This is a genomic window from Bradyrhizobium sp. JYMT SZCCT0180 (assembly GCF_018130165.1).
In the GTDB taxonomy this organism is placed as follows: domain Bacteria; phylum Pseudomonadota; class Alphaproteobacteria; order Rhizobiales; family Xanthobacteraceae; genus Bradyrhizobium.
In genome coordinates, this window is record NZ_JAFCLZ010000004.1 from 260,453 (window position 1) to 280,241 (window position 19,789).

At 62.8% G+C, this 19,789-nt stretch carries 21 protein-coding genes, 1 tRNA gene and 1 pseudogene; 15 read left to right on the plus strand and 8 right to left on the minus strand.

The window, feature by feature from the left end; genetic code table 11:
• The first annotated feature begins 41 nt into the window (after positions 1-41).
• The gene (locus JQ641_RS08125) at positions 42-1,349 is read left to right on the plus strand and encodes an aminotransferase class V-fold PLP-dependent enzyme (RefSeq protein WP_211995465.1); all 1,308 of its coding nucleotides are present in this window, start codon (positions 42-44) and stop codon (positions 1,347-1,349) included.
• 102 nt (positions 1,350-1,451) lie between these two features.
• Here JQ641_RS08125 and JQ641_RS08130 read toward each other — a convergent pair whose 3' ends face one another.
• Entirely contained in the window at positions 1,452-2,240 is a 789-nt protein-coding gene (locus JQ641_RS08130; RefSeq protein WP_283815172.1) for an MOSC domain-containing protein, read from the minus strand.
• A gap of 887 nt (positions 2,241-3,127) precedes the next feature.
• Here JQ641_RS08130 and JQ641_RS08135 point away from each other — a divergent pair.
• Complete coding sequence (locus JQ641_RS08135) at positions 3,128-4,225, plus strand: HD-GYP domain-containing protein (RefSeq protein WP_211995467.1); 1,098 nt, start codon at positions 3,128-3,130, stop codon at positions 4,223-4,225.
• Between the two features lie 104 nt (positions 4,226-4,329).
• Here JQ641_RS08135 and JQ641_RS08140 read toward each other — a convergent pair whose 3' ends face one another.
• Positions 4,330-5,910, minus strand: coding sequence for an AMP-binding protein (locus JQ641_RS08140; RefSeq protein ID WP_211995468.1), 1,581 nt, complete (start codon positions 5,908-5,910; stop codon positions 4,330-4,332).
• A gap of 123 nt (positions 5,911-6,033) precedes the next feature.
• A complete protein-coding gene (locus JQ641_RS08145; RefSeq protein WP_211995469.1) occupies positions 6,034-6,453 on the minus strand; it encodes a VOC family protein in 420 nt (139 codons plus the stop codon).
• A gap of 134 nt (positions 6,454-6,587) precedes the next feature.
• On the opposite strand from JQ641_RS08145, the gene JQ641_RS08150 reads away from it, so the two are divergent.
• The 10 genes and pseudogenes from JQ641_RS08150 to JQ641_RS08195 all read left to right on the plus strand — a co-directional run bounded on the left by JQ641_RS08150 (position 6,588) and on the right by JQ641_RS08195 (position 12,551).
• Complete coding sequence (locus JQ641_RS08150; protein ID WP_211995470.1) at positions 6,588-7,565, plus strand: Bug family tripartite tricarboxylate transporter substrate binding protein; 978 nt, start codon at positions 6,588-6,590, stop codon at positions 7,563-7,565.
• Between the two features lie 65 nt (positions 7,566-7,630).
• A complete protein-coding gene (locus tag JQ641_RS08155) occupies positions 7,631-7,915 on the plus strand; it encodes a DUF3551 domain-containing protein (RefSeq protein ID WP_349628518.1) in 285 nt (94 codons plus the stop codon).
• Between the two features lie 58 nt (positions 7,916-7,973).
• Positions 7,974-8,441 (plus strand): ArsR/SmtB family transcription factor, encoded by a 468-nt coding sequence (locus tag JQ641_RS08160; protein WP_211995471.1) that lies wholly within the window; start codon positions 7,974-7,976, stop codon positions 8,439-8,441.
• Positions 8,408-8,785, plus strand: coding sequence for an SRPBCC family protein (locus JQ641_RS08165; RefSeq protein ID WP_349628522.1), 378 nt, complete (start codon positions 8,408-8,410; stop codon positions 8,783-8,785). The genes JQ641_RS08160 and JQ641_RS08165 overlap by 34 nt, the downstream gene beginning before the upstream one ends.
• Positions 8,786-8,808: 23 nt before the next feature.
• A pseudogene (locus JQ641_RS08170) lies at positions 8,809-9,545 on the plus strand (DUF899 domain-containing protein).
• 58 nt (positions 9,546-9,603) lie between these two features.
• Positions 9,604-9,966, plus strand: a complete 363-nt coding sequence (locus tag JQ641_RS08175; protein WP_192736337.1) for a DUF1428 domain-containing protein — start codon at positions 9,604-9,606, stop codon at positions 9,964-9,966.
• 124 nt (positions 9,967-10,090) lie between these two features.
• On the plus strand, positions 10,091-10,708 hold the full coding sequence (locus JQ641_RS08180) for a hypothetical protein (RefSeq protein WP_211995472.1): 618 nt from the start codon (positions 10,091-10,093) through the stop codon (positions 10,706-10,708).
• Positions 10,692-11,075, plus strand: coding sequence for a transcriptional regulator (locus JQ641_RS08185; RefSeq protein WP_502754936.1), 384 nt, complete (start codon positions 10,692-10,694; stop codon positions 11,073-11,075). The genes JQ641_RS08180 and JQ641_RS08185 overlap by 17 nt, the downstream gene beginning before the upstream one ends.
• Before the next feature lie 32 nt (positions 11,076-11,107).
• Positions 11,108-11,854 carry a di-trans,poly-cis-decaprenylcistransferase gene (locus JQ641_RS08190; RefSeq protein ID WP_211995474.1) on the plus strand — a complete coding sequence of 249 codons (747 nt, stop codon included), beginning with the start codon at positions 11,108-11,110 and terminating at the stop codon, positions 11,852-11,854.
• A 262-nt stretch (positions 11,855-12,116) separates the two neighbouring features.
• Positions 12,117-12,551: an aminoacyl-tRNA deacylase gene (locus JQ641_RS08195; protein WP_349628519.1), complete on the plus strand. Its 435-nt coding sequence runs from the start codon at positions 12,117-12,119 to the stop codon at positions 12,549-12,551.
• A 74-nt stretch (positions 12,552-12,625) separates the two neighbouring features.
• Here JQ641_RS08195 and JQ641_RS08200 read toward each other — a convergent pair whose 3' ends face one another.
• Positions 12,626-12,829, minus strand: coding sequence for a hypothetical protein (locus JQ641_RS08200; protein ID WP_211995475.1), 204 nt, complete (start codon positions 12,827-12,829; stop codon positions 12,626-12,628).
• A gap of 188 nt (positions 12,830-13,017) precedes the next feature.
• On the opposite strand from JQ641_RS08200, the gene JQ641_RS08205 reads away from it, so the two are divergent.
• Positions 13,018-13,650: an aspartate/glutamate racemase family protein gene (locus JQ641_RS08205; protein WP_211995560.1), complete on the plus strand. Its 633-nt coding sequence runs from the start codon at positions 13,018-13,020 to the stop codon at positions 13,648-13,650.
• Between the two features lie 6 nt (positions 13,651-13,656).
• Here JQ641_RS08205 and JQ641_RS08210 read toward each other — a convergent pair whose 3' ends face one another.
• Both JQ641_RS08210 and JQ641_RS08215 read right to left on the minus strand, forming a co-directional pair.
• Positions 13,657-14,031, minus strand: a complete 375-nt coding sequence (locus JQ641_RS08210; protein WP_211995476.1) for a hypothetical protein — start codon at positions 14,029-14,031, stop codon at positions 13,657-13,659.
• A gap of 63 nt (positions 14,032-14,094) precedes the next feature.
• Positions 14,095-14,171: transfer RNA gene (locus JQ641_RS08215), tRNA-Arg, on the minus strand.
• Positions 14,172-14,354: 183 nt separating this feature from the next.
• Between JQ641_RS08215 and JQ641_RS08220 the strand changes: the two genes are divergently transcribed.
• A complete protein-coding gene (locus JQ641_RS08220; RefSeq protein ID WP_192736345.1) occupies positions 14,355-14,828 on the plus strand; it encodes a universal stress protein in 474 nt (157 codons plus the stop codon).
• 40 nt (positions 14,829-14,868) lie between these two features.
• On the opposite strand, the gene JQ641_RS08225 is transcribed toward JQ641_RS08220, so the two are convergent.
• Positions 14,869-15,273, minus strand: coding sequence for a YccF domain-containing protein (locus JQ641_RS08225; protein ID WP_211995477.1), 405 nt, complete (start codon positions 15,271-15,273; stop codon positions 14,869-14,871).
• A 169-nt stretch (positions 15,274-15,442) separates the two neighbouring features.
• On the opposite strand from JQ641_RS08225, the gene JQ641_RS08230 reads away from it, so the two are divergent.
• The gene (locus tag JQ641_RS08230) at positions 15,443-16,522 is read left to right on the plus strand and encodes an LLM class flavin-dependent oxidoreductase (protein WP_211995478.1); all 1,080 of its coding nucleotides are present in this window, start codon (positions 15,443-15,445) and stop codon (positions 16,520-16,522) included.
• 24 nt (positions 16,523-16,546) lie between these two features.
• Here JQ641_RS08230 and JQ641_RS08235 read toward each other — a convergent pair whose 3' ends face one another.
• Positions 16,547-19,654, minus strand: coding sequence for a bifunctional diguanylate cyclase/phosphodiesterase (locus tag JQ641_RS08235; protein WP_502754937.1), 3,108 nt, complete (start codon positions 19,652-19,654; stop codon positions 16,547-16,549).
• Positions 19,655-19,789 lie beyond the last annotated feature (135 nt).

Consider the following 19,789-nt stretch of genomic DNA (forward strand, 5'->3'; position numbering starts at 1 on the left):
TCAAATTGAGATCAAGCGCCCCTGATCCGAGGGAGGCTATCATGAACCGGACCCCGCAGTTTTCCAGGCGCGGCGTGCTGGGTGGCACGGCGGCGGCTATCGTCACGGCCAGCAGCGCCAGCGCGCAAAATGGCGCATCGTCACTTCCGTCGTTCACGCGGACTGGCGACAGCATCGCGCAGGACCGGACGTTCTGGGAGCAAGTCGCGTCGCTCTATGACGTCGATCGCAGCATGGCCAATCTGGAGAACGGCTATTGGGGCATCATGGCCAGGCCGGTTCTTGCTGAATTCGTTCGCCAGACCGAGAGGATCAATCAGCAGAATACCGCCTATGCCCGCACCAAATTCGGCGCGGATTCCGACGCGGTCGTCAGCGCGCTCGCACGTACGGCCGGTGTCGACAAGGACGAGATCGCCATCACCCGGGGGGCGACCGAGGCGCTGCAGAATCTCATCGTCAACTATAACCGTCTCCAGCCCGGCGATTCCGTTCTCTACGCCGATCTCGACTATGACTCGATGCAATTCGCGATGGAGTGGCTGAAAGACCGGCGCGGCGTCGGCGTTTTCAAGATCGCGCTGCCGGAACCTGCCACCAGGCAGGCCATTCTCGATGCCTACGCCAAAGCCATCCGCGAAACGCCGAAGCTGAAGCTGATCCTGCTTACCCATCTCAGCCATCGCACCGGATTGATCATCCCGGTCAAGGAAATCGCCGCGATGGCGCGTGAGAAGAACATCGACGTCATTCTCGATGCCGCGCATTCATGGGGTCAGGTCGATTTTCAGATCGCCGATCTCGGCGTCGATTTCATCGGCTTCAACCTGCACAAATGGATCGGGGCGCCGGTCGGCATAGGCTTCCTCTATATTCGGAAGGGCCGTCTCGACGCGATCGACCGGCACTATGGCGACGGCAGTTTCGATCCGAACGACATCCGCACGCGCGTCCATACCGGTACCGCGAATTTTGCGACCATCCTGACGCTTCCGCTGGCGTTGAAGTTACACGAGACCATCGGCACGGCGGCCAAGGCCGCACGTCTGCGCTATCTGCGCGACCGCTGGGTCGCAAAGGCGCGCGCGTTGCCGAACATCGAGGTGCTGACGCCGGACGAGCCGGGGTTGGCTGCAGGGATCACTTCATTCCGGGTCAAGAACAAGGGATCGCGCGAGGACAACAATGCGCTGGTTGTCGCCTTGCGCGACAGGCACAAGGTTCTCACCGTGCGCCGCGATGGCGTAGCCAGGGGGCAGTGCATTCGCGTCAGCCCCGCGCTCTACACGACCGAGGAAGAACTCGATCGCTTCGTCGCCGCTCTCGCGGTTGAGACGAATATGGGTTGAAGTCAAGCTCCGTGCCGCAAGCGCGAGGCCGTAGGGCGGATTCGCTTTAATCCGCCATCTCGTATGGATCTGCGGGTTAAGGACAGCCGCCCGACACCGCTCCTAATCCTCAAGAATGATCTCGTCACCCGGGCGAACCAATCCCTCCACCAGCACGGCGGCGTAGACGCCGGCTCTGTTGTCATGATTCTTGGCGACATACTGCAAAATATCGGTGTTCTCCTCCAGCGACTCCGGATCTATGTTGATCATGCGGCAACGGATGTCGCGTTCCAGAATGTGAACCGTCAGTTTCGGGCCGATCCGAAGCCGCCGGCCGACGAAGGCGTCTTCGGCAAAGCTTTCGCCGGAATTGAGATCGACATAAAGGTTTTCGCGAAAGCGGCGCTTGTCGAGCCTCAAACCCACCGCGCGGCCGATGCCGTCAATCGTCCGGGTCGCAAGCAGCGAAAGCGGACGGCAATCCGTGATCGCGCGATCGGACCGTCGCATGGTCAGTTCACCCGGCGAGGACTTGTCGGTCAGTGCGCCGAGCAATCTTTCATCATCAATCCTAAGAATTTCTCCCGACGGTGTCGCGACATCGACAGCGAGATCCTCAAGGCTTGGATAAAGCGGGGTGATGCCAGGTCCGCGCGCCTCGGCCTCGGCAAGGTTGCTCGGCAGCACCGAACGCGCCGGCTCGCGGAAAAACGGACGATAGCGCAGCATATCCGGGCGAGCCCGCGCCGTCAGATACGGAAATGCGGTGGGCGCGGCCGAGTTATGGACCGCGTAAAGGCGGTCGCCCAAAACTCCGGAGAAACTGACATAGGCTTCCGGCAGCATTTCGCCGCGCATGCTCTTCACGGGATAGCGCCAAACACTTTCGACCCGACCAACAACATTCATCCAAATCGACCGCGGCTGATTGCATTATTTTTCACCGTAGTTTCCTTTCAGATGAATTGCAAAAGCCGGACTGAGTCGCCCCGCCCGCAAGCAGAATGTTGCGGCACACGTGCGGCAAATCAACCCGACGGGCAAATCACTTCCGATTTACAGAAATCATGTCAAGCCCCGAAACAAAAAATATTTTGCTTTCGCCGTCGAGCAAATCATCTCTACGAGTTTGCGTTATCCCGTCCCACTCAGAGGGGCGTTGGCCATCGTCACAACGAGGGGCGGGTTGCGGTGGACGTGACAGTTGCGATTGACGGTCGCGGCTGAAGCGTACGGTGAAAGCGTGTGGTCCTGGCGCCCGTAACGGCGTCAAGTCCTTAAGGGAGCTAACGCTTCCGAGGGGCGACGGTGGCAATAGAGGCCGTCTCACCGGGGAGAGCGCGTTATAAGCCGTAAAGCCATTGCGCAGGGAATGTCGGATGCTCTCCGCTGCCCTGTATGCTCGTGTGCAGCTTTGTTTGCACTATTCGCACACGAGACCGCGGGTGCAGCGCGCATCCGGCATTCCCTGCGCCCTCTGATTTCTTTGGGTGCGAAAGAATTTTCAACAGCTCGGGCGCAATGCGTCGCGAGAATGCGAAAACTATATCCACGTCGTCCCGGGCTTGACCCGGGACCCATACGCCGCGGCCCATCGGTGAGGGCGCCGGCGTTAGAGACCTTCTACAGCAACGACCGCCGCGGCGTATGGGTCCCGGCTCAAGGCCGGGACGACAGTGAATCCCTAAAATTCTATCGATCCCGATCAATCAACATTCACGATACGTCTTAAGCCACAGGGAACTCCTTATCCGGTAGCTTGGCGGACGGTCATCACCGCAAGGCCCTGGGGTCCTATGACAGCATTAACCAACAAGACTCCGTCCAAGCGCCGGCTGCTGCTGGCGTCGGATCGGAGCGATCAAAGCAGCGAACTGGCCGGCATTCTGCAGTCGGTCGGCCAGGTGGACATGATCGCCACCACGGATATTCCCGACGCGCCGGCGCGCGATCTCTCCGGCATCGTGGTCGACATCAATTTGCGCTCGGCCGAGAGCGTGCAGATGGTGCGCAACAAGCTGCGCACCGAGGCCTATCGCGAAATGCCGCGGCTGTTCGTGCTGGCGGACGCGCTGCATCACGGATCGATGCAGGCTTGGGCGCTCGGCGCCACCGACACCATCGCGCGCCCGTTCGACGCGCAGGGCATCCTGCAGCGCATCCGGGCCGCATTCCCGGACGACAGTTCCTACAACGAGACCGACCGCGGCAAGGCGCTGAACCGCGGCGTCGAAGCCGCGCACGGCGTCATGGTCAGGATCTTCAACGGCATGCGGGCCGGCGAGCCGCTGAAATACAGCGACATCGTGCAGGCCGAGAACAAGATTCTGAAAGCCATCAAGCACACCTCGCTGCGTGAATGGCTGACGACGGTCGGTTGCCACCACACCGACAGCTATCGGCACTGCCTGTTCGTGACCGGCTTTGCGGTCGCCTTCGCGCAGCACCTCGGCATGCGCGAGGACGACCAGCGCCGTCTCGCCCGCGCCGCATTGCTGCACGACGTCGGCAAGGCGTTCGTTCCGGTCGCGATCCTCGACAAGCCGGATCCGCTGACGCCGGAGGAAATGCACGAGATGCGCAAGCATCCGCGCCGCGGCTATGAGGCGCTGGCGGCGCAAGGCGGTTTTCCGCCGGAAATGCTCGATGTGGTGCTGCACCACCATGAATTCCTCGACGGCACCGGCTACCCCGACGGCCTCTCCGGCAAGGAGATCAGCGACATCGTGCGCCTGACGACGATCGTCGACATCTACGCCGCGCTCGTCGAGAAGCGCGCCTACCGGCTGCAGTTCACCCACGTCAAGGCGTTCGGGGTGATGGAAGAGATGGGCGACAAGCTCGACCAGCATTTGCTGCAGGCCTTCCGCCCGATCGCGTTCGGGTATGGCTAGTCTCCACCGTCATTCCGGGATGGTGCGCTAGCACCAGACCCGGAATCTCGAGATTCCGGGCTGGATGCTGCGCATCGCCCCGGAATGACGTGCTAAGGCGCACCTCACTCCAGCAACTTCCGCAATTCCGCCTTCGCGACCTTCTCCAGCGTCGAGCGCGGCATCTCGTCGACAAAAATGATCTCGCGCGGCACCTTGAAGTCGGCCAGCGCATTGCGACAGGCCGCCATCACATTGTGCTGCAGTTCGGCCGGCGCGGCCGCGACGCCCTCCAGCGGAATGATGAACACGACCGGCACCTCGTCCAGCATCGGATGCTTCTTCGCCACCACTGCGGCCTCGCGCACCCCGGGCACCAGCGCGACCACCTGTTCGATCTCGGACGCCGCGACGTTCTCGCCGCCGACCTTCAGCATGTCCTTGGCGCGGTCGCCGAACTTGATGAAGCCGCCCTCCAGCAGCGTGACTCGGTCGCCGGTGATGAAATAGCCGTGCTCGTCAAAACTCTCGCGCGTCGCCTTGTCGTTGTGCAGATACTCTGAAAACAATGACAGGCCGGGAATGCCCTTGATCAGGAGATTGCCGGTGTCGCCGACCTGCGCTGGTGAACCGTCGTCATCGGTAATGCGGATCTCGTATTCCGGAGCCGCACGGCCGATCGACATCGGCGTATTGGGCTGATCGACCTCGCCGACGATGCCATGGGTGATGGTCTCAGTCATGCCCCACCAGCCGATGGTCTTGACGCCGAAGGCAGCGAAAGGCGGCGGATCGTTCACCGCCGTGCCCCAGAGCCGGAATTTGTGATGCTTCGGAATCTCGTGCTCCAGCAGCGCCTTCAGGCAGAACGGGATCGTCGAGGTCCAGGTGCAGCCATGTTCCAGCGCGACGTTCCAGAACCGGCTCGCGGAAAACCGCGGCTGGATCACGCAGGTTGCGCCGACCCACAGCGAAGCCAGCATCGAGTAGGCCAGCGCGTTGGTGTGGAACAGCGGCAGATAGGTCTGGTGCACGTCGCCCTGATGCAGATCCTCATGGGCGGCGTTGATCTTGCCGCCCCACAGCGCGTTGGCATGCGTCCACAGCACCGCCTTCGGGCGCGACGTGGTGCCGGAGGTATATTGCACGCTGCAGGGCGCGAGCGGGTCGGTGGCGCGGCGCGGCCGGTCGGCGCTGTCGGCAAACAACGATTCGAAACTGTCGCCGCGCGCGGCGCCCTGCGCCGGCACGGCGCCGGCGTCATGCGAGATCACCGCGATCCAGCGCAGATCGCGGCAATGGGCCGAGATCAATTCGGCATAGGCCGGCTGGGTGATTGCGGCGACCGCGCCGCAATGGCCGGCGAAATATTTCATTTCGGCGGCGGCCGAGCGGGTGTTGGTGGTGACGGCGATGGCGCCGAGTTCGACGCAGGCAAACCACGCCAGCATCGCTTCGATGCAATTGTCGAGATGAACAAGCACATAGTCGCCGGGCTTGATGCCGCGCTTGACCAGGCCCGCCGCCAGCGCGCCGACGCGTTCGTGAAATTCGCCGTAGGACCAGCTCCGCGCCGGGGCCTCGAACGGCGCCCAGATCAGGAACGGATGATCGCGGCGGCTCTCGGCCCGCATCCGCAGCAGCCACGGCACGTCGAGGCCGGCGAATGGTCCGACAATTCCCGGCGCTGCCTGTGAAATAGACATATGTCCTCCCGGTGCAGCTGGCCGCTGCCTGGTTATTGCTTGGGAGCAGTTCTGCCATTGGATCGGGCGGTGCGCAAATTGTTGAAGCTCGTCATGCCCGGCCATGACGGAAACAGCGGTGCCTTACGCCGCACCATCCTCATACGACGAAATCTCGATCAAGCTCCCGTCCGGATCCCGGCAATAGACCGAACGCAGCGTGCCGCGCGCGCCCTGTTTGGCGACCGGGCCTTCCTCGATCGCGACGCCGTTGGCCTTGAGGTGCGCGACCACCTGGTCCGGCGTGCTCGCGGTCAGGAAACACAGATCGTCGCTGCCGACGGTTTCATGATCGGCGGTGAACCATTCGACCTTGTCGGCATCGCGCGGCCGCACGTTGATCTTCTGGTTCCCGAACACCAGCGATGTCCGCGGCGTTTTGCCCGGGCCCGGATCGAACACCCTGATCTCCATGCCGAGGATGCTCCGGTACCACTCGGCGGTGCGCGCCACGTCGGAGACATTGATCACGAGATGATCGAGCGCATTCACCTTGACGGACATGCCTAATCCTTTGGTCGCGCCTTGAGGGCGTTGCGTCGCACTGGTCGCATGGATGTTTGTTTGTTACAACGCGGCCCTTGCCCAGTTCAATAGAAACGGCCCGGGTGAACCCGGGCCCCCAGGGAGAATAACTCATGATTTCACGCCGTACCGCGATCTGCCTGACGGCAATCGGCCTTTCGATGACCGCTTCGATCGGCACTGCCGTGGCGGCGGATTATCCGACGCGGCCGGTCAAGTGGGTGGTCGGATATCCGCCCGGCGGCGCCACCGACATCATTGCACGCCTGCTCGGCCAGCGGCTGTCGGAGCGGCTTGGCCAGCAATTCGTGATCGAAAACAAGCCCGGCGCCGGCAACAACATCGCCACCGAATCGGTGATCAACGCCGAACCGGACGGCTACACGCTTCTGCTGGTCAATCCGGCGAACTACATCAACGCATCGCTGTACGCCAACCTGAAATTCAACGTCGTGCGCGACATCGCGCCGGTCGCGGCGTTCAATCGCGTGCCGAACGTGATGACGGTCAACAACAACGTGCCGGCAAAGACGGTTGCCGAGTTCATCGCCTATGTGAAGGCCAACCCGGGCAAGGTGAACCTGGCGTCATCGGGCAACGGCACCTCGGTGCATCTGTCCGGCGAAATGTTCATGATGATGTCGGGCGCCAAGATGCAGCACGTGCCCTACCGCGGCGCTGCGCCTGCGATCACCGACCTGCTCGGCGGCCAGGTTCAGGTGATCTTCGACAACATGCCCTCGATCCTGCAGCACATCCGTGCCGGTTCGCTGCGCGCGCTGGCGGTGACCTCGACGGTACGGTCCGGGCTACTGCCCGACGTGCCTGTTCTCGCCGACACCATTCCGGGCTACGAGGCGAGCGCGCTGTTCGGCATGGGGGTTCCGAAGAACACGCCCAAGGAAATCATCGAGAAGCTGAACAAGGAAGTGAACGCGGTGCTGGCGGAGCCGGCGATCAAGGCGAAGCTGATCGATCTCGGCGGTGAGCCGCTGATCGGGCCGCCTGACGCGTTCGGCAAGATGATCGTGGAAGAAACCGAGAAGTGGAAGAAAGTGATCGACAGCGCCAATATCGAGAAGGTGCAGTAACGCGCCTCTCGGGAACCTTCTCCGGGTCGCGAGGTTTTGAACCTGAGGCGACCCGGTGACGCGGTATGATTGCCGTGGAGGAGGACTCGATCATGCGCAACGCGAAACTGGCCATGTTGGTTTTTCTGGCGGCGGGATCGGCCACGATGGCTGGCCCGACCCCCGCCGCCGCCTACGATTACCCCTATTGCGTTCAGGGCCGGGGCGTCGGCATTCCCGGCGACTGTTCTTACCAGACCTATCAGCAGTGCATGGCCTCGGCGGCCGGGCGCGGCGTTTATTGCAACGTCAATCCGCGCGCGGCGTTGAACCAGCAGCCGCGGCGCGGCCGGGTCTATCGGGATTACTGATCAGGAAAATCAGCAGCAGGCGCTTGACGCCTGATCTTTTGCGCATATACTAAACCATATGGTTAAGTATCAAGAAGACGTCCTGGACCGCACCTTCGCAGCCCTCGCCGATCCGACGAGGCGCGCACTGGTGGCGCGGCTCGGCGACCGCGAAAGCCTTTCCGTGAGCGAACTGGCGCAGCCCTTTGCGATGTCGCTGCCCGCGATCATGAAGCATCTCGACGTGTTGTCGGATGCCGGCCTGATCGCACGCGAAAAGACCGGCCGCACCGTGGCGTGCCGGTTGACCGCCAAGCCTATGGAGCAGGCGATGGACTGGTTGAACCGCTACCAGCGCTTCTGGTCCGATAATCTCGACCGTCTTGCAGCTTTTGTGGAGGAAGACCCATGGCCACCCAGTCAAGCATCCAGCCAGATTCTCGCCGCGACACCGGTCCCGCAACCAGCCCAAGCCTCACCCTCAAGCGTCGTATCAATGCGGCGCCGGCGAAAATCTACGCCGCGTGGACCGACCCGGAAAAACTAGCGGCGTGGTTCGGGCCCTCGAAGGTCAGGGAAGGCTCGGTGCAGGCGGAGACCGACCTGCGCGTCGGCGGCCGCTACCGCATCAGCTTCTATGCCACCGACGGCGAGTATTTTGAGGCCGGCGGCGTTTATCGCGAAATCGTGCCGAACGAGCGGCTGGTGATGAGCTGGGCCTGGCATTCGACGCCTGAACGCGAATCGCAGCTCTCCATCATGTTGAAGCCGGACGGCGCCGGCACGCTGCTGACGCTGCATCACGAGCAGTTCTTCAACGAGGCCGCGCGCGACGGCCATGAGAAGGGCTGGACCGAATTGCTTGGCAAGCTCGAACAATTTGTCAGTTGAACCTTCAACGCAGGAAGCTGCCCATGCAGCCGCATAATGTCGTCTCGCGCGAAGCGTGGATCGCCGCGCGCAAATCCCATCTTGCGCATGAGAAGGAGCTGACGCAGGCGCGCGAGCGCTTGAGCGAGGAACGTCGCGCGTTGCCCTGGGTCAAGGTCGACGAGGACTATGTGTTCGACGGGCCCGGCGGCCGGATGACGCTGGCCGAGCTGTTCCAGGGGCGTCGCCAGCTCGTGGTGCAGCATTTCATGTTCGCGCCGGACTGGAGCGAAGGCTGCAAGCACTGCTCGTTCTGGGCCGATGGATTTGAGCGCATCATTCCGCATCTTGCCGCGCGCGACACCACGCTGGTCGCGATCTCGCGGGCGCCGGTTGAAAAACTCGCCGCGTTCAAGGCGCGGATGGGCTGGACCTTCGACTGGCTGTCGTGGGGGGTAACGATTTCAACTACGATTACGAGGTGTCGTTCACGCCGGAGGCGCTCAACTCAGGCGACGACAAGTACAATTTCGGAACCACCCGCATCGGCATGGAGGAAGCGCCCGGAATCAGCGTGTTCTATCGCGACGAGGTCGAGAACATCTTCCACACCTATTCGTGTTTCGCGCGCGGCCTCGACATGATGAGCGCCACCTATCATTATCTCGACCTGACGCCGCTCGGTCGTCACGAGGAGGATCTGCCATACCCGATGGACTGGGTGCGGCTACGTGACCAATACACACCGGTGCCGGTTCAGGCATCCTGCTGCCACTCCTAACAGAAGTCGTCGCTTGCGTTCCTCGCAATGACGCGAACAAACAGAGGGAACAAAACCTATGGCCTATGTCGACGGATTCATCGTCGCAGTTCCAAAGAAGAACATTGCGGCCTATCGCAAGATGTCCACCAAGGCCGGCAAGATCTGGCGCGAATACGGCGCGCTGGACTACCGCGAATGGGTTGCGGATGACGTCAAGGTCGGCAAGCTCACCTCGTTTCCGCGCAGCGTCAAACAGAAGCCGGGCGAGACTGTGGTGTTCGCCTGGATCACCTACAAGTCACGCGCGCAGCGCGACAAGATCAATGCCAAGGTGATGGCGGATCCCAGGCTCAAATCATCGATGGGCGATATGAAGTCGATGCCATTCGACCCCAAGCGGATGATCTATGGCGGTTTCGAGAGCCTGGTGAAGGTCTGAAGCCGCCGCCAAGTGTCACACGCTAATAAGCTGTTGAGGTAACCGCGCAATCGCGGCTTCGCGCATCCCGCTTGCATCTACTTTGTAACCCGGTATACTTTGTGATACAAAGTAAGGGTGGGCGATGCGCGACCTTGACAAGGCGTTGGCTGATATCCTGGCGATCCGCAGCCAGATTGCGGCCGGCACCGCGTTTCGCGGCTATGGTCCGGCAACGGTCGCCGCCACCGGCGGCATCGCTCTGCTGACCGCGATCCTGCAATTCCTCTGGCTCAACGATCCGACCGGGCAACCGGTCATTTTCTTTGCTGGTTGGGCGGCCGCCGCGCTGTTTTCCGGCGCGCTGATCTGGATCGAGATGCTGGCGCGCTCGCGCCGACATCATTCGGGTCTCGCCGACGCCATGATCCAGCAGGCGTTCGAGCAATTTCTCCCGCCCGGCGTCGCCGGCCTGCTGCTGGGGATCATGCTGTGGAAGTTCGCGCCCGAAACGCTGTGGATGCTGCCGGGCCTGTGTCAGGTGCTGGTCAGCCTTGGCGTGTTCGCCTCGGTTCGCACACTGCCGCGCAGCATCGCCTTCGGCGGTGCCTGGTATTTCCTGTCGGGCTTTACGGTCCTGCTGCTCGCCAGCCAAAACCATCTGCTGTCGCCCTGGATGATGGGCGTGCCATTCGCGGTCGGGCAGCTCCTGATGGCCGCACTGCTGCATTTTGCGTCCGGAGAGAATGATGCCGAAGACTGAAGCCAACAACGCGCCGTTCTCCTATGACGGGCTCGATCGCGTGATCCACGAGAAGGCGCGGCTCGGGCTCCTGACCTCGCTGATGGCTCATCCCAAGGGATTGGCCTTCGCCGACCTCAAGCAACTCTGTGGCCTCACCGACGGCAATCTCAGCCGGCATCTGCAGGTTCTGCAGGAGGCGGGCCTGGTCGAGGTCACCAAAGGTTACGAAGGCAACCGTCCCCACACCACCTGCCGCCTGACCAAGAGCGGCCGTCGCCGTTTCCTCGATTACCTCGCCGTGCTGGAGCGTCTGGTGCGCGACGCCGCCAAGGCCGCGGGCAAGGAAGACACCGCGATCGCCCGGCTCGGCATCCTGCCGGTCTGACCGCCATCCCTTTTTTAGTCGGAGACTTTGTCGTGCAAAGTAACCTCTCCCCCAAACTTGAGGCCACACCCGATGCCCGGCTGCATGTCGGCATCATCATGGATGGCAATGGCCGATGGGCGACGCGGCGCGGGATGTCACGGTTGCGCGGCCACGAGGCCGGCGTCGAAGCAATCCGGCGCGTGGTCGAGGCGGCGCCAGGGCAGGGCGTCGGTGCGCTGACGCTGTATGCTTTCTCCAGCGATAATTGGCGTCGGCCGAAGACCGAGGTCTCTGCGCTGATGGCGCTGTTGCGATTCTATCTCGCCAACGAGGTCGAGGCGCTGGTCCGCAACGGCGTTCGTCTCACCGTGATCGGACGCCGCGATCGCATTCCCGAGGGCATCGCCCATGCCATCGCCCGCGCGGAAGCGGCTACCGCCGCCGGCGACGCGCTGCATCTGCGCATCGCGATCGATTACTCGGCCCGCGACGCCATCCTCAACGCCGCAACGCGCGCGGCGGGCATTGTCGATCTCACCCGCGAGAGGCTCGCCGAACTCATCACCGGCGAAAAAAACCTTCGCGACGTCGACCTAATCATCCGCACCAGCGGTGAAAAGCGGCTGTCGGACTTTCTGCTCTGGGAAGCCGCCTACGCCGAGCTGCACTTCACGGAACGGATGTGGCCCGAATTCGAGGCGCAGGATCTTGCCGAAGCCCTCGGCGCGTTCCATCGCCGCGAGCGCCGCTTCGGCGGCCTGCAGGCGATCGCACCGGAAGAGGTGCCGAGCCTTTAGTGCATCGCCAAAGTACACAGCGAGGAGGAGCCGATGTCATCAGCGCGGCCCGAGCGCCGTGTCGGCGTGCGCGACGCTGCGTGAAGGGCACGCATGCCGCTCCGCGGAATTGCACGGGCGACTGCTTGCCAACGCAATGTGTAAGCCCCTCTCAAGGCTGCGGATAACTGGCCGCGCCGGCTGGACGGCTGACCCGCGAACCACATACTTTCGCTGTCGATCGCACAGAACAAAAAGAACCGTCGCGGTCCGAGGCGTTGGCGTGAGCATACAGGTTGCTATTCTGAAGGTCCTGGCCAGTCACGGCAGCGGCCGGGCTACGCTTGCTTCGCTCAAGCGGGACATCAACATTCTCTCCGCCAGCGGCCCGGACTGGAACGCGCGCATCAAACGCCTGGCCCGACGCGTTCCGGCGATCGACATCTTTGGCGCCGGCTATGTGTTGCGTGACGACGAGGGATGGCAGATCACGTCAGCGGGCCGCGATTTTCTCGCGGCGCTCGAAGCCGTGAGTCAGGATAACCAGCCGGCTGAAACGGGTTTGCCTGCATCGCAGGCGGTCGATGATGCCGGGCGTCGTCAAGGTGCCCTCATCGTCGTCGGTCACCGTTTCAAGAATCGCACCCGTAGGGATCGCGACCCCGCCCAGCTGCAACGTAATCAGCGCCGGCGGCCGCGCCACGATTCAAACGTGTAAGGTGCCGGCGTCGTCAGTCCGTGTTCAGCGTCAGCGTTAGGCTGCGATGGACAATCTCCGAACCGTCGCGCCGATCACAATGCCTTTGCCAGGATCTGTATCAGCGATGTGACGATCAGGAAGACGCCGGCGATGCGGCAGGGCATGCCCCAGCGTTCCTGCCAGGCGATCCATTCGAGATGCTTCGGGCCGGCCGGCACCGGGCGCCAGCCGTAATAGGCCGCGAGGATCCCGGCGGCGAAGGTCATGCAGGCGTCGATTGATTGGGCAAGTGCCATCGTATTATCTCCGAACGAGCCTCTTGGTCGGAGACCGCCGGCGACAGGTTCAATGGGCTTGGGGGTTCACCCGGCGGGAGTTCCCGGCAAGGTCGAATCGGCGTTAATCGCCTCTCGCCCCGGCGCTGGCGGGGACAATGCCGGCGCACCGGGTTGACACCGATCGCACCGCCGCCACACTGATCAGCATGCGCATTACCCTCATCCACGCCCTGAAACACTCGATTGTGCCGATCGAGGCTTCGTTCGCGAAACTTTGGCCTGACGCGCGGCTGATGAATTTGCTGGACGACAGCCTGTCGGCCGATCTGGCGCGCGATGGCGGGCTCACCGAGGCCATGACCGAGCGCTTCCTGCAACTTGGGCGCTACGCGGCGGGCACTGGTTCGGATGCGATCCTGTTCACCTGTTCCGCCTTCGGTCCGTGCATCGAAGCGGTGGCACGCGCGCATGCGCCGATGCCGGTGCTCAAGCCGAACGAGGCGATGATCGAGCAGGCCGTCACCAGGGGCCGCAAAATCGGTCTGTTGTCCTCGTTCCCGCCGACGCTGGTGTCGATGCCGCGGGAATTTCCGGCTTCGATCGAGCTGGTGCCGAAACTGGCTGATGGTGCCATGGCCGCGCTCGATCGCGGCGATCGCGCCACCCATGATCGCCTGGTGGTGGAGGCGTCCAGGGATTTGCGTGATTGCGACCTGATCGCGCTGGCCCAATACAGCATGGCGCCCGCGGCCGAGATGGTCGCGAAAGCCTCAGGCCGCCCGGTCGTCACCACGCCTGACAGCGCGGTGCTGAAGCTGAAGGAAATGCTGCGCCGCTAGCCGCGCTCAGGCCTTTTTCTTGGCGGCCTTCTTGGCCTTCTTCGCGGCCTTCGCAGGCTGCTTCTCGACCTTCGTCTCAGCCTTCTTCTCAGTTTTCTTGGCGAGCTTCATCGCGGCGATTTCTTCCGCAGCGTTCTTGATCGCCCGCGCGTAGCTGTCGGCGGCATTGTCAGCGGAGTTCTGCAGCCGTTTCGCCGCCGCCGTGCCATGCAGCATCGCGCTCTGGGCGAGCAGCTTGAACCGCGCCTTGGCTTCCTTGTCCTTGGCCGAGGCGGCCTTGGCCATAAACAGGCCCTGCCGCTTTTTGGCGGCGGCCATCAGGCTCTTGTTCTGTGCTTTGGCGAGTTGCCGGATTACGGCGTCTAGATCAGCTTCAGCCATTCCGGGTCACTCATCACTCCGCTGCGTGACCCCGGGGAACAAGGATATTGGGGTGCACTTTATTGGCGCACCCGACACGATTCGAACGTGTGACCTTTGCCTTCGGAGGGCAACGCTCTATCCAGCTGAGCTACGGGTGCAGTGGGGCTTCATTTAGCCGATTGGTCCGGCATCGGCAACGGCCTTTGGGGCACCTTGAGGCGCCCGGCAATACGAAGGTGGCAGGACGGCGGGCCTCGTCCTCGTCAAAAATCTGATCCGTTCTGCCGGATTGGTGCTAGTCTTGGTTTGTTGATCTTCTCGACCATCGATGGGGACGTCCGATGTATAAGAAGGTTCTTCTGGCCTATGACGGGTCCGTTGAGGGCCGGCGCGCCCTGCGGGAGGGCGCCAAGCTCGCGCAAATGTGCCGTGCCGAGGTCTTCCTGCTGGCGGTTGTCGAGGTTTCCTCGATCATGACGCCGGAGGCCGGGCTTACCATTCCGATCGAGCTGCAAACCGAAGACTACAAGGCGATTCTGGCCGAAGGCACGGAGCGGCTGAAAGCGGTGGGCTTTACGCCGACCTCGCGGCTGGAGGTGGGAGATGCCGGGCAAAAGATCGCGGAAGTGGCCGAGGAAATCGGCGCGCATCTCGTGGTCGTCGGGCATCGCCCGCAAGGGCCGCTGGCGCGGTGGTTCGGTTCCGTCGGCAGCTATCTGGTCAAGCGGCTGCGCTGCAGCGTGCTGGTCGCCCAGACCGAGATCAGCGACGATGAATTCGAACGGCTGAAGCCGCCGGCCGAGACGGCAGCCTAGGCTCAGGTTTGCACCCGCGCCGGATCGATCGGAGAGATCGTTACGCCGGGACGATGATCTTGCCGATCGGCCAGAGTGCGATGCCGGCGAGTTTGAGGTGTGCCCAGGCGAAGGGAATGCCGATGATGGTCACGGCCAGCACGACCGCCGTGACGACATGCGCGAGCGCCAGCCACCATCCCGCCAGCACCAGCCAGATGATGTTGCCGACGACGCCGAGCGGTCCGGTGCCGATGTCCTCCTCACCGGTATAGAGGTCGCGCGACACCGCCCTGAACCCGAACGGGAACAGCGTGTAGGCCGCGATATTGAACGCCGCCCGTGCCCAAGGCAGGCCGATGATGGTGATGGCCATGATCACGGCGGCCACCAGCCAGCCGAATGCCATCCACGCGCCGCCAAGCACGATCCAGACAATGTTCAAAAGCAACGAGACGGGTGACATCGCCCATCTCTATCGTGCCGGGGAAGCCATTGAAATCGAAAAAGCCGCGGCGGCACAAATTGGCTTGCGCGCATCGCTATCCGGAACCCGATTTGCGGCACGCGTTTGGGACGCTAGACTGTCGCGCAACACGAGCCGGATAGACCGGCGTTTGCAGGGAGAAGCGTCGATGCGTCCGCTAGAATTCGGCTGGTATCTGCCCACGCATGGCGACACCACGGCCTATGGGCTGATGGAGGCGCAGATCCCGGGCTCGCCTGAACTCTGCGACCGCGTGGTGCAGGCGGCGGAAGCGGCCGGCTTCGAATATCTGCTGATCCCGGTAGGCTCGGTGTGCTGGGAAGCGTGGATAACAGGCGCGTTCATGGCGGCGCGCTCGCGGGCGATCAAGCCGCTGATTGCCGCAAGGCCGGGCTACATCAATCCGGTGCTGCTGGCCAAGATGATCTCGACCTTCGACCAGATGTCGGGCGGGCGTATCTGCATCAATCTGATTGCGGGCCAGAACGAGAGCGAGGTCGAAGGCGAGGGCGTGCGTTACGCCAAGGAGGAGCGCTACGCGCTGATGGAGGAGGAAGTCTCGATCCTCAAGGCGCTGTGGACCACACGCGGTCCTGTGACGTTCGAAGGCAAGTTCCACCAACTGTCGGGCGCGCATATCAGGCCGCGTCCCCTGCAGCAGCCGTTTCCAAAGTTCTATCTCGGCGGCGGCTCGCGCCAGGCCTGGGAGTTATCCGCAAAGCATTCCGACGTGCATCTGTTCTGGGGCGACCTGCCGGAGCGGATCGCGGGCAATATCGCCGAGATCAGGCAGATGGCCCGCGCCTATGACCGCGAGAACGACATCGGCTTCGGCATGCGGCTGCAGGTGATCTGCCGTGAAAACGAAGCGGACGCCTGGGAGGCCGCGGATCAGCTGGTGCGCCATGCCACCGAGCGGCAGAAGCAGGAGATGAAGACGCTCTACAACAAGTCAGAGGCGAACCAGCGCGTGCAGCAGCTTGCCCGCGAACATGGCGACCTGCTGCTGCCGCATCTATGGACCGGCATCACCAAGGTTCGCCCGGGTGCCGGCATCGCCGTCGTCGGCAATCCCGCGCAATGCGCGGATACGCTGCAGCAATTCATCGATGCTGGCTGCCATTCGTTCTGCCTGTCCGGCTATCTCCATGACGAGGAGGCCGAGCGTTTCGGCCGGATGATCCGCCCCATCCTCGCCGAGAACAATCGGGGCCGCTTGGCGGCGTAGGGCTGCGGGAGCAGACATCGCGGGTCAGGCCGAGACGAGCGCGGCTTCGCTGCCAACGCCGAGCAATTGCCGCACGTCAGAGGCCCGCAGCGGCTTGCTGAACAGATAGCCCTGCATCTGGGTGCAGCCGAGCCTCTTCAGCAAGGCCTTCTGCTGTTCGGTTTCGACGCCCTCGGCGGTCGTGATCATGTTGCGCGAAGTCGCGATGTTCACCACCGCCTGCACGATGGTCTCCGAGCCGTCGACCTCGATGTCGCTGACGAAGCAGCGGTCGATCTTGATCTTGTCGAACGGGAAGCGCTTCAGATAGCTCAGCGAGGAGAAGCCGGTGCCGAAATCGTCGAGGGCGATGCGTACACCGATGTCGCGGAGCTGATGCAGGATCGCCAGCGCGGTCTCGTCGTCATGGATCAGCACGGCTTCGGTGATTTCGATCTCCAGCCGGTCCGGCGGGAGGCGGGAGGAAGCAAGCGCCCCCATGATCCGAAGTGCGAGCGTCTGGGATCTCAACTGGACCGGCGAAACGTTGACGGCCAGCCGCACATGGGATGGCCAGCCTGCGGCCTCCATGCATGCCGTCTGCAGCACCCAATCGCCGAGTTCGTTGATCAGGCCGATATCTTCCGCCAGCGGGATGAATTCCGCCGGCGAGACCATTCCGCGCTCGGGGTGGCGCCAGCGCAGCAACGCCTCGCAGCCCGCCACGTCGTTGCTGCCGAGATCGAGCAGCGGCTGATAGTGAATTTCGAAGCCGCCATCGACCATCGCCTGCCGCAGGTCCTGTTCCATGGTCAGCCGCGCCTTGGCGCGGGCATCCATGACCGGCTCGAAGAAACGATGGGTGCGGCGGCCTCCGGCCTTGGCGCCGTACATCGCCAGATCGGCGTTCTTGATCAGCTGGTCGAGATCGGTGCCGTCCTGCGGCGCCAGCGCGATGCCGATGCTGGCGTCGGTCGAGAGATGATGGCCGAGGCAGTGATGCGGCTGCCGGATCGCCTCCTGAATCCGCGTCACGAATTCGACGACGTCGTCGCGGTCGCCGGCCGCGGTCTGGATCACGGCGAACTCGTCGCCGCCGAGCCGCGCGATCAGATCGGTCGGCTTGAGGCAGTCCTTGATGCGGGAGGCGACGGCCTTCAACAGTTCGTCGCCGACATGATGCCCGAGCGAATCGTTGATGCCCTTGAATTCGTCGATATCGATATAGAGCAGCGCGAATTGCTCGCCGCCGACGGCCTTCTGCAGCTCGCGCTCGATCTGTTCGCGGAACAGCACCCGGTTCGGCAGGTCGGTCAGCGCGTCGTAATGCGCGAGATGGGCGATCTTTTCATCGGCGCGGCGGCGCTCGGTAACATCCTCGACGACATGGACGATGTAGCTGGGTTCGCCGGCCTGATTGCGAATTCCGAGCCGCCTGGAGGTGATGTAGCGACGGCCCATCGCCTGGGTTTCCCAGAGATGCTCGTCCTTGAACAGGCCGTCGGCGGATCGCAGCGCCTTGTCGTCGTCGGCCGTGACGATCTCGGCGGACGCTTGCGGAAATATGTCGAAGGCGGTTTTGCCGATGATGCTGTCGCGGGAAATGCCGAACTGAGTCTCGGCCACGCGGTTGGCCAGCAGGTAGCGGCGATCCTGGGCGCCCTTCACCGTGATCTGCGAGGGGATGTGATCGATGATCTGGCTCAGGAAGGCATGGTTGCGGTCGCGTTCCTGCTCCAGCTTGCGACGCTCCGTGACGTCTTCGATGGTGGCGATCCAGCAGCCATGCGCCAGCGGCCGGCTGATGGCCAGGAAGCTTCGCCCATCCGGGCACATCATCATGCTCTGATCGATCCGGCCATGGGCAATATTGCGCAAAACGCCGGAACAGAATTCCTTGACGTCGCCGCTAAAGGCTTCCTTGTCCTTGCGGTGCTGGATCAGGTCGGAGAAATGACAGCCGGGCTTTACGATGTCCGGCGACAGGTTGAACATGTCGATGTAGCGCTGATTGACGGTGACGATGTGCGCGGACGCGTCGTACATCACCAGGCCCTGGATCATGTTGTTGAGCGCGGTGTCGAGCCGGTGCCGTTCCGATTCCAGCCGTTGCTGCGCCTCTCTGCTTTGCCGGGTCATCTGCCGGATGATGAGGAACAGGATCAACGCGATCGTCGATGCCGCCAATATGGCGGCGCTGACCAGGAACCTGGTCTGGGCCTCCCAATCGGCAAGCGCGGCGGTTATCGAATTGGTCGCGACGACGATGATCGGGAAGCGGCTCAACTGGGCCGCGGACCCCAGCCGGTCCCTGTTGTCGATCGGGCTTTTGACGCGCAGCGTCTGCTGGCCGCCCTGCGTCAGGACGCGCTGCAGCAGCGGCGCCGATTTGAATTTCTGTCCGACCAGGTGCTCGGCGCGCGGATGTCGCGCCAGCAGGGTGCCGTCGGTGTGAAACATCGAAACGGCGGCGTCGGCTCCGATCGCGACGGAAGCAAAGAACTTCACGTAATTGGAAGGATCGATGCGCCGCGTCATCACGCCGAGAAAGACACCGTCTTCGCCGGTCAGTCGATGGGCGACGACCGTGTTCAGACTGCCGCTGATAAGGCTGCGAAGCCCCTCGGTCTGGACCGACGGTGATCGCGGATTGAATTTAAAGGACTGGAAGTAGGCGCGTTCGGAGATGTTGAGGGCCGGCGTCGGTAACGGCCGCGACCAATTGATGATGTTGCCGTCAGCGTCATAGATCGAAATGTCGCCGAGATAGGACAGGACACCGGCTTTGGATCGGAGGATTTCGTGGGATTCCGAACTCGAAATCAATTCCCTGAACGCCTGCGGCGAAGCGATGCCGGGAATGTGCAACCGCGCTATCACGTCGGCGGCGATGGTGTCGGAGTCCTCGAATTGCTGGTCGAAGTGACGGGTGAGCAGCAGGACGGTGTTTTGCAGCTCGCGTTCGCTGTTGGCCAGCGCGCGCTCGCGGAATTCCGCAACCATCATGATCGTGCCGGCAAAAATCGCCGTAACCAGCAGCGCCCCGCAAACGGTCAGCCACAGCACCGGACCACGGATGGTCGCGCCGAGACGCCGGCTGGCCGCCGCGGCTCGGAACACCATGCTCTTCAGGTCGCCAAACAGAACGCGCATTCCCCCTTCTCCCGGGGAACTTCATACGATGCGCACATGTCATAAGCCGTTAGGAAAACCGGTTACCTAAGGTTTAATCGGGCCCCGGAATGCCGTTTTACGGCAGCGCTACGCGCATGGCTGGCTGCACGCAGC

What these genes read in the sequence shown, in the direction of transcription:
- JQ641_RS08145 (WP_211995469.1), bottom strand. Translation starts at nt 6,453, where the DNA reads ATGTCCGTCAAGGTGAATGCGCTCGATCATCTCGTGATCAATGTCTCC.
- JQ641_RS08230 (WP_211995478.1), top strand. Translation starts at nt 15,443, where the DNA reads ATGCGTCCGCTAGAATTCGGCTGGTATCTGCCCACGCATGGCGACACC.
- JQ641_RS08235 (WP_502754937.1), bottom strand. Translation starts at nt 19,654, where the DNA reads ATGCGCGTTCTGTTTGGCGACCTGAAGAGCATGGTGTTCCGAGCCGCG.
- JQ641_RS08180 (WP_211995472.1), top strand. Translation starts at nt 10,091, where the DNA reads ATGCGCGACCTTGACAAGGCGTTGGCTGATATCCTGGCGATCCGCAGC.
- JQ641_RS08135 (WP_211995467.1), top strand. Translation starts at nt 3,128, where the DNA reads ATGACAGCATTAACCAACAAGACTCCGTCCAAGCGCCGGCTGCTGCTG.
- JQ641_RS08225 (WP_211995477.1), bottom strand. Translation starts at nt 15,273, where the DNA reads ATGTCACCCGTCTCGTTGCTTTTGAACATTGTCTGGATCGTGCTTGGC.
- JQ641_RS08130 (WP_283815172.1), bottom strand. Translation starts at nt 2,240, where the DNA reads ATGAATGTTGTTGGTCGGGTCGAAAGTGTTTGGCGCTATCCCGTGAAG.
- JQ641_RS08220 (WP_192736345.1), top strand. Translation starts at nt 14,355, where the DNA reads ATGTATAAGAAGGTTCTTCTGGCCTATGACGGGTCCGTTGAGGGCCGG.
- JQ641_RS08175 (WP_192736337.1), top strand. Translation starts at nt 9,604, where the DNA reads ATGGCCTATGTCGACGGATTCATCGTCGCAGTTCCAAAGAAGAACATT.
- JQ641_RS08125 (WP_211995465.1), top strand. Translation starts at nt 42, where the DNA reads ATGAACCGGACCCCGCAGTTTTCCAGGCGCGGCGTGCTGGGTGGCACG.
- JQ641_RS08185 (WP_502754936.1), top strand. Translation starts at nt 10,692, where the DNA reads ATGATGCCGAAGACTGAAGCCAACAACGCGCCGTTCTCCTATGACGGG.
- JQ641_RS08205 (WP_211995560.1), top strand. Translation starts at nt 13,018, where the DNA reads ATGCGCATTACCCTCATCCACGCCCTGAAACACTCGATTGTGCCGATC.
- JQ641_RS08150 (WP_211995470.1), top strand. Translation starts at nt 6,588, where the DNA reads ATGATTTCACGCCGTACCGCGATCTGCCTGACGGCAATCGGCCTTTCG.
- JQ641_RS08160 (WP_211995471.1), top strand. Translation starts at nt 7,974, where the DNA reads ATGGTTAAGTATCAAGAAGACGTCCTGGACCGCACCTTCGCAGCCCTC.
- JQ641_RS08140 (WP_211995468.1), bottom strand. Translation starts at nt 5,910, where the DNA reads ATGTCTATTTCACAGGCAGCGCCGGGAATTGTCGGACCATTCGCCGGC.
- JQ641_RS08155 (WP_349628518.1), top strand. Translation starts at nt 7,631, where the DNA reads ATGATTGCCGTGGAGGAGGACTCGATCATGCGCAACGCGAAACTGGCC.
- JQ641_RS08210 (WP_211995476.1), bottom strand. Translation starts at nt 14,031, where the DNA reads ATGGCTGAAGCTGATCTAGACGCCGTAATCCGGCAACTCGCCAAAGCA.
- JQ641_RS08200 (WP_211995475.1), bottom strand. Translation starts at nt 12,829, where the DNA reads ATGGCACTTGCCCAATCAATCGACGCCTGCATGACCTTCGCCGCCGGG.